The organism is Belnapia rosea, assembly GCF_900101615.1.
GTDB lineage: Bacteria > Pseudomonadota > Alphaproteobacteria > Acetobacterales > Acetobacteraceae > Belnapia > Belnapia rosea.
The window spans coordinates 1-14104 of the sequence record NZ_FMZX01000006.1; the positions used below are offsets into that span (position 1 = coordinate 1).

Sequence of the window (14104 nt, forward strand, 5' to 3'; positions counted from 1 at the left end):
GCCCGGCCTGCTCCCGGCACAGAACGTAGAGAGCATGGTGGATGCGATCGAGCGTCCGGTCCTCGTCCCAGCGCCGCAGGTAGTCGTTCACCGTGCTCCGCGGCGGCAGGTCCTTTGGCAACGCCGCCCACTGGCAGCCGGTGGACAGGATGTACATCACCCCATCGAGCATCGCGCGCACGTCGATCGTCCGCTTGTTACCGCCGCCCTTCGCGTCCGGGATCAGTGAGCCGACAATCGACCACTCTTCGTCGCTCAGATCACTCGGGTAGCGCAGCTTGCTGCGGTCGTATTTCGACCGGTTCTCGGACGTCCACATGCACACTCTTCTTCCGGCAATCGCCGCCGGGAGCCAATCACAACCGATTCAAATCACTCGATCTGTTCCCGGATGGACACTGAGGCCGGAGCATCACAAGCCGCGCCGCCTGCCCACGCCGCACCGCGACGATCGCCACCTGGCGGAAGCGATGCGCCAGCACGGCAATGCGGCGCGGATCGCCGCCGACCAGCAGATGCCGCTCCTGCCAGCCCTTGGCGCCGCCCTTACCCTCCACCAGCGGTAGGCGGCGCGCCGTCTCGCGCAGCCGGGCCAGCATGCGGTCGTTCCAGCCCCGCGGCATCGGGCGGCTATAGGGATTCCAGGCGGTGACGAAACCGCCCTCCCACACCCCGAGGCGGGCGAGCAGCGCATCGACCGCGGCGCTGCGCCGGCCGATGCGGGCGGCGGCGCCCGCGGCCTCATAGGTGCTGCGGCGATAGGCGGCGACGAGCGGGGAGGTCATGCGAGATGGAAGAGCATGGCCTTGAGATAGGCGCTCTCCGGCAGCAGCGGATGCACCGGATGGTCCGGCCCCGCCCCGCCCTGGAAGAGCAACCGCCCCTCCCGCCGGGTGCGGCCGATGCCCCAGATCACCGCATCGGCGAACTCGCCCGGCGCCACATGGTGGCTGCAACTGGCGATGAAGAGGAAGCCGCCCGGCGCGACCAGAGTGGCCGCCATCCGGGCCAGCTTGCCATAGGCCCTCAGCGCCGCGGGCTGGTCCTTACGGGTCTTGGCGAAGGCTGGCGGGTCGGCGACGACCATGTCGAAGCGGGCGCCGGACTGGCCCATCCGCTCCAGCGCCTCCATCGCCTCGCCCCGCTCGGCGGTGACACGGTTGGCGAGGCCATTCTCCGCCGCGCTCGCCATGGCGAGGTCGAGGGCATGGGCGCTGCGATCCAGCAGCGTCACCTGCGCGGCACCCGCCGCCGCGGCGCTGAGGCCGAAGCCGCCGGTATGACAGAAGGCGTCCAGCATCGTCCCGCCCGTGGCGAGGCGGGCGACGCGGGCGCGGTGCTCTCGCTGGTCGAAGAACCAGCCGGTCTTCTGGCCGCCCAGCAGGTCGACGGTGAAGCGGAGGCCGCCCTCCTCGGCATGCACAGGCCCCGGCTCGCCGAGCAGCAGCCGTGTCTCCTGCGGCAGGCCCTCGAGGCTTCGCACCGAGGCATCGTTGCGGGCGACGATGAGGCGCGGGCCGACCAGCCCCTGCAGGACCTCGATGAGGGCCGGCGTCAGCGTCTCCATTCCGGCGGTATTGGCCTGGAGCGCCAGCGCATCGCCATAGCGGTCGATGACGAGGCCGGGCAGACCATCCGCCTCGGCATGGACCAGCCGGTAATGCGGCGCGTCGAATAGGCGTTCGCGCAGCGCCAGTGCGGCGCCCAGCCGGGCCCGTAGCCAGGCGACATCGACCGGCGCCTCCGGGTCCCGGTCCAACCTTCGGGCGGCGATCAGGCTGTGCGGGTTGAACAGCCAGGTGCCATGGCGCTGGCCGTCATCACCCTCCAGCCGCACGACGGCGCCTGGCGGCAACGCCTTGGCCGCCGGCGTCATGGCGATCTCGTTGGAGAAGGCCCAGGGATGGCCGGATTTCACCCGGCGGTCACGGCCGGGCAGCAGGCGGATGAGGGTGTGCGACATGAGGCGGCGGACCATGCCGCCCTGCTCCGCGCGAGTCCACCTAGGTTGCGCAGGAGGCGGGTTGCGATGCGCCGCGCTTCGGGGCCAGATGCCACCATGCGCATTCTCCGAGACCTGCCGACCCTCCGCGCCGAGCTGGCAAGCCTGGGCCCCGTCGCTCTGGTGCCGACCATGGGGGCGCTGCATGCCGGGCATCTCTCGCTGATCGCGGCAGCCCGGCGCGAAGTCGGGCCCGGCGGCGTGGTGGCCGCCTCGATCTTCGTCAATCCGCTGCAATTCCTGCCCGGCGAGGACTTCGACCGCTACCCGCGCCAGGAGGAGGCGGATCTGGCGATGCTGGCGGAGGCTGGCTGCGACCTCGCCTGGCTGCCCAGCGTCGAGACGATGTATCCGCCGGGACAGGCCAGCACGATCATCGTGGAAGGGCCGGCGCAAGGCTGGGAGGGTACCGCCCGGCCCGGCCATTTCCGCGGTGTCGCTACGGTCTGCGCCAAGCTCTTCCTGCAGACGGGCGCCAGCGTGGCGCTGTTCGGGGAGAAGGACTGGCAGCAGTTGCAGGTGATCCGGCGGATGGCGCGGGACCTCGACATGCCCCTCCGGATCCTCGGCTGCCCCACGCTACGGGAGGCGGATGGCCTCGCCATGTCCTCCCGCAACCGCTACCTCGATCCGGAGGCGCGGGCCCGTGCCGCAGCGCTGCCCGGGGCGATGCGGGCCGCGATCGAGGCAATGGCGCGAGGCACCTCGCCCGCCGCCGCGTTGGCGACGGCGCGTGCCGGCCTCACCGCCTCCGGCTTCACGCTCGACTACCTGGCCCTGGTGGAGCCGGAGACGCTGCTCGAAGTTCCGGCGCCACCTGGCCGGCTGATCGCAGCGGCCCGGCTTGGCAGCATCCGCCTGCTGGACAACATGGCCGCGTGATGGGCCGCCTGCTTCAGTCGAGCAGCCAGCGCAGCGAGTGGCGGAGTGCTGCCGTGCCATCCCGCTCGAACCAGAGGCCATGGGCGAAGATGACCCGATCAGGCTGCAGCGCGAGCAGCCGTTCCGCAGCCTGCCTCGCCGCCCGGAGGCGCCAGCGGATGACGGCGCGCAGATAGGGCGGCGGCATGCCATCCGGGGCAAGGCTGCCGAAGAGGCGGACGATGGGCCGCATCAGCGCCGGCAGGCGTGGCGCCTCGAGATTGAGCACGAGATCGGTCAGGACCAGGGTCCGGCTCGGCTCATGGAACAGCGCGACCTCGTGGAAGCCCAGCCCGCCAGGCACGGTGGCGAGCGTGATGACACCTCCCCAAGCAGTGGGCGCCACCGCGCCCAGGTCATGGTCCAGGCGCAGCCGGCTGCGCCGCACCTGGCGACGCTGGCGGAGGCCGGGTGCGGCCCAGGTCACCGCCTCAGGGAAGGCACGCTGCCAGTCCCGGAGGAAGGTCCAGTGGGCGATGTTGGGCGCGACCAGATGACGGATCGGCCCGAGCCGGGCCAGCGCCTCCGCGAGTTGCGATGAGAACCGCGTTGGCGAGTGCAGCAGCAGCCCGCCATCGGGCAGGCGGAGCACCGTCATCCGCACCGGAAGCTGGCTGCCGAGCGGGCCCGGCAGGAGGCTGTCGACAACCTGGACATCGGCAGTGACGGGCTTCGGGCGGTCATAAGGCGGATAGCCCGCCGGTGCCTCGGTGGCGAGCAGGCGAGGGCCGCTCGCCGCGCGGTCATCGCTGAGCGCCACGACGGCGAGTTCGGCAAGGCCAAGGCCAATGAGCAGGGCCCGTGCCTCCCCCGGCTCGTCCCGCATGGCGAGCCCGGCACCGACCAGCGCTGCCCCGCCCAGCGCGTCGAGGCCAAGATGCTGGCGCATGGTGAGGCGGGGCCTGAGCCCCGCCTCGTAATCCGTCATCAGCGAATAGGCCGTGTGATAGGCACCGGCAGCTCCGAGCAGGCCCCGGACCCGGGGCGGCACCCCGCTGGATGCGGCAAGCCCACCCAGCATGGCTGCCACGCCATAGTCGATCAGCCCATGCAGCCTGCTCGGAATCATGGCGCAGTGCTGCCTAGTAGAACCAGTAGCCGGTCGCCTCGTAATTCGCCGTGGCGATCGCGGCCAGCGCATACCAATCCACCGGTGCCTCAGCGACTGGTGCCGGGGCCTCCGTGACCGGGACCTCGACAACAGGTGTCGGAACGGGCTCCGGCGCCGGGGCTGGCAAGGGCTCGGGCACCGCAGGCGGAGCGACCACCGAGGGGTCGGTCCAGCCGAGCGGCACATAGTCCACCTCCGTCACCGTCAGCGTGGTGGCCGGGCTGTTGTTCAGCAGGCCGATGACGTTGTTCATGCCGCCATTGTCGTAGTCGACCGGCACATGGTCGGTGGCGATGGCGGTGACCTGCCCGTCGACCTTCCAGGTGATCTGCCCTGGCTCCCAGACCAGCTGATAGTCGTGGAAGACGCCGCCCTCCACGCCCTCATGGTAGCGCACGGCAATGGCGTCCTCGCCATTGTTGTTCCAGTGCAGCGTCCCATACTGGCGGCCACTGCCATCCGGCGCGATCTCGGCGAGGTTGATCTCCTGGCCCGGCCAGTTGTTGTCGCCAGGCCACAGGATAATCGCAGAACCGGGCCAATTGCCGTCGAGCTTCGCCGTCACCGTGTAGGTGCCGTAGCCATGGCCGGAGGTGATGGCCTCGGCCGGCTCCATCAGCCCGGCATTGCCGGTCAGGGTCACCTGGCCGGGGACGGAATAGTCCACCCCCCAATTGTCCTTGAGCGCGCCTTCGCGGTTGTCGAAGCTTTCGTGGAAGGGCACGTCGGTCTCTATAGCCATCGTTGCCATGGTGTCAGTCCTGCCGTTGTCGCCGGGGTTGGCGAGTTGCGGATAAAACGCAGGACATCCGAACTGGTGCCGTCATGGCTGGCGGAACGAAATCGGCGAGAAAGCTGGCACGCGGATTGCTAGCCGTTCCGGTCAGGTCGGCGCCTCGCTGGCCAAGCCGCGGCGGAGCACAGGATGCCGAAGCCTTTCCACCTTGCCTGGTTCCTCCAGGGGTCGAGCGTTCAGGCCTGGGGCGAGCCCTGGACCGGACATATCGGCACCAGCTGGATGCAGCCGACGCTTTTCCTCGACATGGCACGCAGCCTGGAGCGGGCCTGCTTCGACTACATCCTGCTCGAGGACAGTTCCTATGTTGGAGAAAGCTTCAACGGCTCGACCGAAGTCTACCTGAAGAACGGCCTCTCGGTGCCTCGGCAGGACCCCTCGGTGGTAGCGGCGCTGATGACGCAGGTGACATCACGCATTGGCATCGTGCCCACCTTCGGCACCTTTGCCTACCCGCCCTACCTGCTGGCGCGGCTGGTGGCGACGCTCGACCAGGTCTCGGCCGGGCGCATCGGCTGGAATGCGGTCACGGGCAGCTCCGACGTCGCCGCCATGAATTTCGGCATGAACGGCATGCCCGAGCACGACCTGCGCTACGACATGGCGGACGAGTATCTCGACGCCGTGAAGCAGCTCTGGTCCTCCTGGGAGCCGGGGGCGATCATCGCCGACCGGCAGGGCGGCACACTGGTCGACCACACCAAGGTCCACGGCGTCCATTTTGAAGGCAGGTTCTTCAAGACGCGCGGCCCATTGAATTCGGGCCCGGCGCCACAGGGCCAGCCGGTGATCGCCCAGGCCGGCGGCTCGCCGCGTGGCCGGCGCTTCGCCGCAGCACATGCGGACACCATCGTCGTCAATGCCAAGGGCATCGAGGCGATGCGCGCCTATCGCGACGACATCCGCCGGATGATGACGGCCTGTGGGCGTGACCCGGACCACTGCAAGGTGCTCTACCTCATCAACCCGATCATCGGCGAGACGATGGAGGAAGCGCTGGAGCGGAAGGCGCGGCGCAAGGCCCGCGCGGACGAGACACTGGTGCAACGCCTCGCGCATTTCGGCAAGGTGACGAATATCGATTTCGGCCGCTTCGATCTCGACAAGCCCTTGCCGGATGACGTCACCACCAACGGCCACCAGCAGAATCTCGACCAGTTCCGCAAGAAGGCGGCTGGACGCAGCATCCGCGAGGCCATGGCGGACTACAACGCGACCGACCTCTCGGTCGAGCTCTGCGGCACGCCGGACCAGGTCGCCGCCCGCATGGGCGAGGTAATGGAGGAGGTCGGTGGCGACGGCTTCCTCTTCTCCATGCCGAATGTCCAGCGGCGGACGCTCGCCGAGATCGAGGACGGGCTGGTGCCCGCTCTGCAAGACCGCGGCTTGGTGCGGCGCGCCTACGCGCATGCGCAGTTCCGCGACAACCTTCTCGAATACTGAACCCCCCAGCAGAGGCGAGCCGGACGCATGAGCCACCCATCCCTTTCCCGCCGCATCCTGTTCGGGCTGCTCGCGGCCCCTGCCCTGCTGCCCGGCCGCGGCAGCGCCGAGACATTGCCGGAGGTGACCTCAATTCCAGACAGCCTGAAGGGCAGCGGCGAGATCCGCGTCGCCACCTTCGGGGGCACCATGCAGGAGGTGCAGAAGCGGGCCTATTTCGAACCCTTCGAGAAACTGTCGGGCATCAGGGTGCGCGACTTCGCCGGTTCCGACATCACCAAGATCAAGGCGATGGTCGAGACCGGCAACGTGGAATGGGATCTCGCCCAGGTCAGCCGCGGCTCGGTGATGAACCTGCAGAAGCGCGGCGACTATTTCGAGAAGATCGACTACGACATCATCGACGCCGGCGTGCCCGCGGCTTTCCGCTTCGAATACGGGCTTGAGATGCTGGTCTGGGCGCAGGTGCTCGCCTACCGCACCGATGCCTTCCGCGGCGCCGTGCCGAAAGGCTGGGCGGATTTCTGGGACACCAAGAAATTCCCCGGCGACCGCGCCCTGCTCGGCGCCGGCAGCGGCAACCAGCCGGAGCTGGAATTCGCCCTGATGGCAGCAGGCGTACCGCCCGAGCAGGTCTATCCGATGGACCTCGACAAGGCCTTCGCCAGCTACACCAAGATCAAGCGTGATGTCGTGAAGTGGTGGGAAACCGGCGCGGTGCCGGTGCAGCTGCTGACCGACCGCGAAGTGGTGATGACGAGCGTCTGGAACGGCCGCATGGCGGCGCTCCAGCAGGCCGGCGTGCCCGCCGCGGTGAGCTGGAGCCAGGGCCTGCTGAAGCGCGACTGCTGGGCCATCCCCAAGGGTTCGCGCAACCGGGCGCAGGCGATGAAATTCATCGCCTACTCGACCATGGCGATCCCACAGGCGCGGCTCTCGATGCTGATCCCGTATGGCTCGGTGAATGACGGTGCGAACGAGTACCTCTCCCCGGCACGGCAGGAGGTGCTGCCGAGCGCGCCCGCCATCCGCTCCCAGCTGCTGACCTACAATTACGACTGGTGGGTAGAGAATCGGGATGCCGTGACGGCCCGGTTCAACCGTTGGCTGCTCACCTGATGGACGGCGGGATGACACTGGCCGGGCGCGGCGCTTCGGTCGCGCTGAACAGCCTCGAGAAGCGCTACGAGGGATTCGGCGCGGTGCGCGGCGTCTCCATCGATATCCGCTCCGGCGAATTCCTGACGCTGCTGGGGCCGAGCGGCTCCGGCAAGACCACCACGCTGATGATGATCGCCGGCTTCGAGACGCCGAGCGCCGGCGACATTGCGATCGATGGCCGCTCCGTCGTCGCGTTGCCGGCCCACCGGCGGAATATCGGCATGGTGTTCCAGAACTACGCCCTCTTCCCGCATCTGACGGTGGCCGAGAATATCGGCTTCCCGCTGAAGCAGCGCGGCGTGGCGAAGGCCGAGCGCGCCCGGCTGGTGGAGGAGGCGCTGGAGCTGGTGCGCCTGCCCGGTTATGGCACACGGCAGCCGCGGCAGCTCTCGGGCGGCCAGCAGCAGCGCGTCGCCCTCGCACGCGCCATCGTCTTCAAGCCCCGCCTGCTCCTGATGGACGAGCCGCTCGGTGCGCTCGACAAGCAGCTGCGCGAGAGCCTGCAGCTCGAGATGCGGCGCCTGCATGCCGATCTGGGCATCACCTTCATCTACGTTACCCATGACCAGGAGGAGGCGCTGACCATGTCGGACCGAATCGCGGTCATGCATGAGGGGCGCGTCGCCCAGATCGGTCCGCCGGAGGAGCTGTATGACCGGCCGGAGAATCGCTTCGTCGCCGCCTTCATCGGCGAGAGCAACTTCCTCCCCGCGACCGTGCGTGGACGCGAGGAAGGCCATGTCGTCGCCGAATGCGCGGGTAGCCTGGTCCGCGCCACCTGCACCACCAACCCTGCCCCGGGCGAGAGCGTGACCCTGGCGGCACGGCCCGAACGGCTCCGCTTCGTCGATGGCGGCTGGCCGGCCCCACCGCCGGCCAACCGCTTGGCTGTGACGGTGACGGAGGCGGTGTTCGTCGGCGAACGATGCCGTTATGTGCTCCGCACCGGGGACGGCACGTCGCTGGTGCTGAAGGAGCCGTCGAGTGCCGCCACGCGCCGGCGGGTGGCGGGAGAGACGGCGGAGGTCGCCTGGTCGGTCGCGGATACGATCCTTGTCTGAGGCCATCGCTCCTGCCCTGCTGGCGCCCGGCCGCACTGCCGGGATGAATTGGCGGCGGCTGGTCCCGCTGCTGCTGGTCGCGCCGCTGGTGCTCTTCATGCTGGCGCTCTATGCGCTGCCGGTCCTTGCCATGCTGTCGCGCAGCCTGCTGGAGCCGGCGCCGACGCTGGCGCATTACGCCGAACTGGCGGGCGACGAGGTCTTCCACCGCATCTTCACCAACACGCTCTGGACGACGCTGGTGGTGACGGCCGGCACGCTGGTGCTCGGCTATCCGGTGGCGATGGGCTTGGCGCGCGCCAGGACGCTTCTGCCGCTGCTCCTCATCATCGTCCTGCTGCCTTTCTGGACCAGTGTGCTGGTCCGTTCCTATGCGTGGATGGTGCTGCTCGGGCGGCACGGGCTGGTGAACGAGGCGTTGCTGGCCATGGGCATGCTCGACCGGCCGCTGCGGATCCTCAACACGCCGCTCGCCGTCCATATTGCAATGGTTCATATCCTGCTGCCCTACATGATCCTGCCGATCGCCAATGCGCTGCGGCAGATCGACCCGTCGCTGGCGCGCGCGGCTGCGGGGCTCGGGGCCGGTCCATGGGCCGTATTCCGGCAAGTCACCCTGCCGCTCTCGATGCCGGGGGTGATGGCGGGCATCCTGCTCGTCTTCGTGCTGTCGCTCGGCTTCTACATCACGCCTGCCCTGGTCGGCGGCCCGCGCGACATGACCCTCTCCATGCTCATCGCCCAGCGGGTGGAGCAGCTCGACTGGGCCTATGCCGCCACCCTCTCAGCGGTGCTGCTGGCGACCGCGCTGGTGATCATCGCCATCTTCCAGCGCGCCTTCGGCGTCGGTACCGCCTTCCGGATGAGCGCACGGTGAAGGGCCTCCGCATCCTTGGCGGCGGCGTGCTGACGCTGCTGCTGATCTTTCTCGCGGCGCCGATCCTGCTTGTCGGCATCGTCTCCTTCTCCTCGGCAACATACCTGACCTTCCCGCCGCCGGAGTTCGGGCTCCGCTGGTACCGGGCCTATCTCGGCTCGCGCGACTGGCTGGATGCGACCTGGCTGAGCATCGCCGTCGCCGCTGCGGTGGTCGTGGTATCGACGGTACTCGGCACGCTGGCGGCGCTGGGCTTGGCTCGCCTGCCGCGTGGCCTGCGCGTGGCGGCGACCGGGCTGATCCTGTCGCCGCTGATCGTGCCGGGGATCGTGGTCGCCATCGGCGTCTATTACGCCTATTCGCGCTATGGGCTGGTCGGCTCACCGCTTGGGCTGGTGCTGGCACATAGCTGCCTCGCCGTACCCTTTGTCGTGACCAGCGTAAGCGCCAGCCTCGCCGGGCTCGACCCACGGCTGGAACAGGCCGCCCTCAGCTTGGGCGCGACCCCGCTTGGCACCTTCCGTCAGGTGACCCTGCCGCTGATCCGGCCGGGCGTGCTGGTGGGCGCCCTCTTCGCCTTCATTACCTCCTTCGATGAGCTGATCGTCTCCCTCTTCATCTCGGGATCGGGGGCGGTGACCCTGCCGCGGCGGATGTGGGACGACCTGCGCTATGCGATCGACCCAACCATCGCCGCGGTCTCGACCCTCACCGTGGTGCTGACCGCGGCACTGATGGGCGCGGCGCACTGGCTCAAGCGGCGTGGGGAACGGCAGGGGCTACATTCGCCGTAGCCAGACCTGCTCGATGGCATGATCCCTGCCCTTTCGCAGGACCAGCCGCGCGCGATGGCGGGTCGGCTGGATGTTCTGCTGCAGGTTCGGCAGGTTGATGCTGGTCCAGATGCCCCGCGCCACCGCCTTCGCCTCCTCGAGCGGCAGGTCGCGGTAGTGGTGGAAATAGCTGTCGGGGTTGGGGAAGGCGATCTTCTGCAGCAACAGGAAGCGCTCGATGTACCAGGCCTCGATCTCGCTGATGGCGGCATCGAGATAGACCGAGAAATCGAAGAAGTCGGAGGCGACGACGGGGGCACCGGCCGCGTGCTGCAGCACGTTCAGCCCCTCGAAGATGACGATATCGGGCCGGCGCAGCACCTGCATCTGGCCGGGGATGATGTCGTATTTCAGGTGCGAATAGACCGGCGCCGCCACCTCCGCCTCGCCGGCCTTCAGGGCGTTGAGGAAGCCGAGCATGCGCTTCAGGTCGTAGCTCTCGGGGAATCCCTTGCGGCGCATCAGGCCGCGCTCCTCCAGCACCTTGGTCGGATGGAGGAAGCCATCGGTCGTCACCAACTCCACCCGCGGATGGTCCGGCCAACGGGCAAGGATGGCGCGCAGCACGCGGGCCAGGGTGCTTTTCCCCACAGCGACGCTGCCGGCGATGCCGATGATATAGGGCGGTGGCGCCGCCTGATGGCCGAGGAAGGCATCCTGTGCCATGGCCAGCCGCCGGGCAGCCCGGACCTGGAGGTTCAGCAGGCGCGAGAGCGGCAGGTAGATTTCCTGCACATCGGCCAGTGAGACGGTCTCGTTCAGCCCGCGCAGGGCACCGATATCGGCGCGCGTCAGCGAGAGCGGCGTGCTGGCGCGCAGCGCTGCCCAGGCGGCACGGTCGAAGACCCGGTAGGCGGGTTCGGCGAGAGGCGGGTCTTCAGGCGGCGGCACGGCATCCATGGCGGTCATCGTGTCACGGAGCGGCGAAACCGGCCAGGGTACGCACCTCGGCCGGGCTGAGGCCCCTCTCACGCAGGGCACGGAGGCTCGGGGCGCCATCCCGCTTCGCCAGGCGCCGGCCGCTGGCGTCCGTCAGCAGCGGGTGATGGGCATAGCGCGGCTCGGGCCAGCCCATCAGCACCTGGAGCAGCCGGTGCAGATGCGTGGCCGGCTTCAGGTCCACCCCCCGGGTGACCAGGGTAACCCCCTGCAGCGCATCGTCATGCGTCACGCAGAGATGGTAGCTGGCCGGGACCTCCTTCCGCGCCAGGACCGCATCGCCGAACTGGGCCGGGTCGCAGCGGAGGCGCCCCTCTCCCACCTCCTCGAAGGAGAGATCGGCCGGGGCCAGGGCGAGCGCGGCCGCCATGTCGAGCCGAAGGGCATAGGGCTCCGCGGCTGCGATCCTGGCGGCGCGGATTTCGGGTGCAAGGCGGCGGCAGGTACCGGGGTAGAGCGGGCCATCCGGGCCATGCGGCGCTTGGCCGGCGGCGGCGATCTCGCGGGCGATCTCCGCCCGGGTGCAGAAGCAGGGATAGAGCAGGCCCCGTGCCGACAGCCGCGCCAGGGCCGCACGGTATTCGGGCATGTGCACGGACTGGACACGCACATCGCCGTCCCAGTCGAGGCCCAGCCAGGCGAGATCTTCAAGGATCGCCGCGGTGAATTCCGGCCGGCAGCGGGTGCCGTCGATATCCTCGATCCGCAGCAGGAACCGCCCGCCCACCCGGCGCGCTGCGCCCCAGGCCGCGAGAGCGGAATGGGCATGGCCGAGATGCAGCAATCCGGTCGGGCTTGGCGCGAAGCGGGTGATGACAGGCATGGCCCTGCCGGGTAGCGGGTGTGGCAGCAAGGGAGCAAGCGGCGATGGCAGGCCTCATGGGACCTCGATTCGGTGCGCAACCGGGCCGGGCGCGGCAGCTGGTCGTGCTGCTGCACGGGCTGGGCGCGGATGGCCAGGATCTGATCGAACTCGCTCCGGACTGGGCTTCGGTCCTGCCCGAAGCAGCCTTCATCGCCCCGGATGCGCCGGACGCCTGCGACATAGCCCCCTATGGCCGGCAATGGTTCAGCCTGCAGGACCGGACACCGGCCGTGATGGCGGCGGGGGCGCAGCGCGCAGCTGAGACGCTCGAGCCGCTGATTGAGGCGGAGCTTGGCCGATTCGGCCTGCCCGGCGAGGCGCTGGCGCTGGCCGGGTTCAGCCAGGGGGCGATGATGGCCATGCAGCTCGGCCTCCGCCGGCGCCCACCTCCGGCTGCCATCCTCGCCTATTCCGGCGTGCTGCTCGGTGCCGAGTCGCTGGCGGCTGCGCTCGCCGGCAAGCCCCCGGTGCTGCTGGTGCATGGCGAGGCGGACGACATCGTCCCGGTCGGCGCCAGCCGCGCGGCGGAAGCGGCACTGCGGGCAGCCGGTGTCCCGGTCGAGGCCATTTATCGCCCTGGCCTGCCGCATGCGATCGATGCCGTGGGCATTGAGGCCGGGGCGCGGACGCTCTCCCGCGCCTTCGCCCCATGACAGGCGCATGAAAGAAAACCGGCTGCCTGTTGCACCGCGTCAACCATACAGGCAAGAATGCGGGTGTAGATCGGCGGCGCCACAGAATATGGGGCCTTTCCGCCGTGACAGGCCCCATGGCTGGTTGGCCCCGCCCCGAACAGGGAGCGGCGCTTGCCTGACGGCACTAGCCTTCACAGTGGTTCGGGACGCCGGGGCGGGGGGCGGGCATGACCCATGTCTCCAGCCTCCAGACTCTGGTGCTGAACGCGGATATGCAGCCGCTCAGCTGGGGCCCCCTATCCGTCTGGTCCTGGCAGGACGCGCTGGTCGCGGTGCTGCAGGACCGCGTCACCCGTATCGTCGATTATGAGATCGAAGCGCATTCGGCGAGCCGATCCTTCGCCATCCCCTCGGTCGTCGCGCTGAAGCGCTTCCACAGGCGACGCAAGGTGGCCTTCACCCGCTACCACGTCTTCCTGCGGGATCGGTTCAGCTGCCAGTATTGCGGCGAGACCCTGCCGGCGAAGGACCTGACCTTCGATCATGTGGTGCCGCGCAGCAAAGGCGGCGTCTCCTCCTGGACCAATGTCGTCACCTGCTGCCAGCGGGACAATCTGTTCAAGGGCAGCCGGTCACTGCGCGAAAGCGGGCTGCGGCTGCGCTGCGCACCGATCGAGCCGACGCCCCACCAGATCGATGAGGCCGCCAAGCGCCAGGCACCGCGCGAGAAGCTGCATCGAACCTGGCAGGACTTCCTCTACTGGGACGCCGACCTGGAAGCGTGATGGTGCGGGGCGGGATCAGCCCCGCCCCATATCCGGCCCGTGCGGGTCATGGGCGATGCGGCGCAGGCGCCAGCCGAGGCCGAGCAGCACCGTGCCCGTTGCCACCGCCTGGATGCCGACCAGCCAGATCAGCGCGAGCAGCCCCGGCCCGGGCGCCGAGATCATCCAGGCGCCGATGAAGACCGAGATGGCCCCGAACAGCCCCATCAGCACGCTGCCGAGGCGGAAGGCCATCACCAGCCGGATCACGCCGACGACCACGGACCAGGCCGCGACCAGGAAGACCAGACCGATGGCGGAGGCGACGGGGGCCAGCAGCAGCGCCGCGGCAGCGACCAGGGAAAGGATGCCATCGATCCAGAACCAGGCGCCATGCCGCTCCGGCGGACCGCGCACCGCCTGATACAGCGTGCCGACCCCGTCCAGCGCCATCCACGCGGCGAGGCAGCCGAGGATAAGGGCGAGACCGAGGCCCGGCACCAGGAAGGCCACCAGGCCGAACAGGATGGCGAAGACGCCGCGCAGCATGAACATCCACCAGCCGCGCGCCATCATCCGGACAAGCGGGAAGCGGCCGGTCAGGCTCATCGGGGCAGGTTGGGTCTCGGTCACGGCCATGGGGGGCATCCCTCGCTTGCGCGTCCCATAGACGCAGGAAATCCGCCGGCGATCAAA

General features: G+C 69.1%; 16 protein-coding genes. 8 read left to right on the forward strand and 8 right to left on the reverse strand.

The annotated features are described in order from the left end of the window. The 3 genes from BLR02_RS12995 to BLR02_RS13005 all read right to left on the reverse strand — a co-directional run. A partial coding sequence (locus BLR02_RS12995; protein WP_143018127.1) for a transposase occupies positions 1–319 on the reverse strand: 319 nt, incomplete at its 3' end. A 37-nt stretch (positions 320–356) separates the two neighbouring features. Next, positions 357–785, reverse strand: coding sequence for a DUF3293 domain-containing protein (locus BLR02_RS13000; RefSeq protein WP_090663503.1), 429 nt, complete (start codon positions 783–785; stop codon positions 357–359). Next, positions 782–1978: a class I SAM-dependent rRNA methyltransferase gene (locus tag BLR02_RS13005; RefSeq protein WP_090663504.1), complete on the reverse strand. Its 1197-nt coding sequence runs from the start codon at positions 1976–1978 to the stop codon at positions 782–784. Before BLR02_RS13005 ends, BLR02_RS13000 begins: the two co-directional genes overlap by 4 nt. A gap of 81 nt (positions 1979–2059) precedes the next feature. Here BLR02_RS13005 and panC point away from each other — a divergent pair, with 81 nt between their 5' ends. Continuing rightward, a complete protein-coding gene (gene panC / locus BLR02_RS13010) occupies positions 2060–2884 on the forward strand; it encodes a pantoate--beta-alanine ligase (protein ID WP_090663611.1) in 825 nt (274 codons plus the stop codon). A gap of 13 nt (positions 2885–2897) precedes the next feature. On the opposite strand, the gene BLR02_RS13015 is transcribed toward panC, so the two are convergent. Continuing rightward, on the reverse strand, positions 2898–3992 hold the full coding sequence (locus BLR02_RS13015) for a DUF4336 domain-containing protein (RefSeq protein ID WP_218127934.1): 1095 nt from the start codon (positions 3990–3992) through the stop codon (positions 2898–2900). 13 nt (positions 3993–4005) lie between these two features. After that, complete coding sequence (locus BLR02_RS13020) at positions 4006–4776, reverse strand: family 16 glycosylhydrolase (RefSeq protein WP_176849553.1); 771 nt, start codon at positions 4774–4776, stop codon at positions 4006–4008. Positions 4777–4959: 183 nt separating this feature from the next. Here BLR02_RS13020 and BLR02_RS13025 point away from each other — a divergent pair, with 183 nt between their 5' ends. The 5 genes from BLR02_RS13025 to BLR02_RS13045 are packed head-to-tail and all read left to right on the forward strand — an operon-like array spanning position 4960 to position 10166. Continuing rightward, the gene (locus tag BLR02_RS13025) at positions 4960–6273 is read left to right on the forward strand and encodes an NtaA/DmoA family FMN-dependent monooxygenase (protein ID WP_090565097.1); all 1314 of its coding nucleotides are present in this window, start codon (positions 4960–4962) and stop codon (positions 6271–6273) included. A gap of 27 nt (positions 6274–6300) precedes the next feature. After that, positions 6301–7392 carry an ABC transporter substrate-binding protein gene (locus BLR02_RS13030; RefSeq protein WP_090565095.1) on the forward strand — a complete coding sequence of 364 codons (1092 nt, stop codon included), beginning with the start codon at positions 6301–6303 and terminating at the stop codon, positions 7390–7392. A gap of 11 nt (positions 7393–7403) precedes the next feature. Further along, positions 7404–8495, forward strand: a complete 1092-nt coding sequence (locus tag BLR02_RS13035; RefSeq protein ID WP_090663613.1) for an ABC transporter ATP-binding protein — start codon at positions 7404–7406, stop codon at positions 8493–8495. Next, positions 8488–9372 (forward strand): ABC transporter permease, encoded by an 885-nt coding sequence (locus BLR02_RS13040; RefSeq protein ID WP_245704761.1) that lies wholly within the window; start codon positions 8488–8490, stop codon positions 9370–9372. The genes BLR02_RS13035 and BLR02_RS13040 overlap by 8 nt, the downstream gene beginning before the upstream one ends. Further along, entirely contained in the window at positions 9369–10166 is a 798-nt protein-coding gene (locus tag BLR02_RS13045; RefSeq protein ID WP_090663505.1) for an ABC transporter permease, read from the forward strand. Before BLR02_RS13040 ends, BLR02_RS13045 begins: the two co-directional genes overlap by 4 nt. On the opposite strand, the gene coaA is transcribed toward BLR02_RS13045, so the two are convergent. Together coaA and gluQRS are read right to left on the reverse strand one after the other, a co-directional pair. After that, a complete protein-coding gene (coaA, locus tag BLR02_RS13050; RefSeq protein ID WP_090565092.1) occupies positions 10152–11114 on the reverse strand; it encodes a type I pantothenate kinase in 963 nt (320 codons plus the stop codon). The two genes, BLR02_RS13045 and coaA, sit on opposite strands and share 15 nt — an antisense overlap. A 4-nt stretch (positions 11115–11118) precedes the next feature. After that, on the reverse strand, positions 11119–11967 hold the full coding sequence (gene gluQRS / locus BLR02_RS13055) for a tRNA glutamyl-Q(34) synthetase GluQRS (RefSeq protein WP_090663506.1): 849 nt from the start codon (positions 11965–11967) through the stop codon (positions 11119–11121). A gap of 44 nt (positions 11968–12011) precedes the next feature. Here gluQRS and BLR02_RS13060 point away from each other — a divergent pair, with 44 nt between their 5' ends. Both BLR02_RS13060 and BLR02_RS13065 read left to right on the forward strand, forming a co-directional pair. Continuing rightward, positions 12012–12662 (forward strand): alpha/beta hydrolase, encoded by a 651-nt coding sequence (locus BLR02_RS13060; RefSeq protein WP_090663507.1) that lies wholly within the window; start codon positions 12012–12014, stop codon positions 12660–12662. 209 nt (positions 12663–12871) lie between these two features. Then, positions 12872–13429 (forward strand): HNH endonuclease, encoded by a 558-nt coding sequence (locus tag BLR02_RS13065; RefSeq protein WP_090565086.1) that lies wholly within the window; start codon positions 12872–12874, stop codon positions 13427–13429. 15 nt (positions 13430–13444) lie between these two features. On the opposite strand, the gene BLR02_RS13070 is transcribed toward BLR02_RS13065, so the two are convergent. Then, a complete protein-coding gene (locus tag BLR02_RS13070) occupies positions 13445–14047 on the reverse strand; it encodes an HdeD family acid-resistance protein (protein ID WP_090565084.1) in 603 nt (200 codons plus the stop codon). Between the last annotated feature and the right edge of the window lie 57 nt (positions 14048–14104).

Bases quoted from the DNA above. Each gene is read 5' to 3' on its own strand.
- BLR02_RS13000 (WP_090663503.1), bottom strand. From the start codon at position 785: ATGACCTCCCCGCTCGTCGCCGCCTATCGCCGCAGCACCTATGAGGCC.
- BLR02_RS13005 (WP_090663504.1), bottom strand. From the start codon at position 1,978: ATGGTCCGCCGCCTCATGTCGCACACCCTCATCCGCCTGCTGCCCGGC.
- panC (WP_090663611.1), top strand. From the start codon at position 2,060: ATGCGCATTCTCCGAGACCTGCCGACCCTCCGCGCCGAGCTGGCAAGC.
- BLR02_RS13015 (WP_218127934.1), bottom strand. From the start codon at position 3,992: ATGATTCCGAGCAGGCTGCATGGGCTGATCGACTATGGCGTGGCAGCC.
- BLR02_RS13020 (WP_176849553.1), bottom strand. From the start codon at position 4,776: ATGGCTATAGAGACCGACGTGCCCTTCCACGAAAGCTTCGACAACCGC.
- BLR02_RS13025 (WP_090565097.1), top strand. From the start codon at position 4,960: ATGCCGAAGCCTTTCCACCTTGCCTGGTTCCTCCAGGGGTCGAGCGTT.
- BLR02_RS13030 (WP_090565095.1), top strand. From the start codon at position 6,301: ATGAGCCACCCATCCCTTTCCCGCCGCATCCTGTTCGGGCTGCTCGCG.
- BLR02_RS13035 (WP_090663613.1), top strand. From the start codon at position 7,404: ATGACACTGGCCGGGCGCGGCGCTTCGGTCGCGCTGAACAGCCTCGAG.
- coaA (WP_090565092.1), bottom strand. From the start codon at position 11,114: ATGACCGCCATGGATGCCGTGCCGCCGCCTGAAGACCCGCCTCTCGCC.
- gluQRS (WP_090663506.1), bottom strand. From the start codon at position 11,967: ATGCCTGTCATCACCCGCTTCGCGCCAAGCCCGACCGGATTGCTGCAT.
- BLR02_RS13060 (WP_090663507.1), top strand. From the start codon at position 12,012: ATGGCAGGCCTCATGGGACCTCGATTCGGTGCGCAACCGGGCCGGGCG.
- BLR02_RS13065 (WP_090565086.1), top strand. From the start codon at position 12,872: ATGACCCATGTCTCCAGCCTCCAGACTCTGGTGCTGAACGCGGATATG.
- BLR02_RS13070 (WP_090565084.1), bottom strand. From the start codon at position 14,047: ATGGCCGTGACCGAGACCCAACCTGCCCCGATGAGCCTGACCGGCCGC.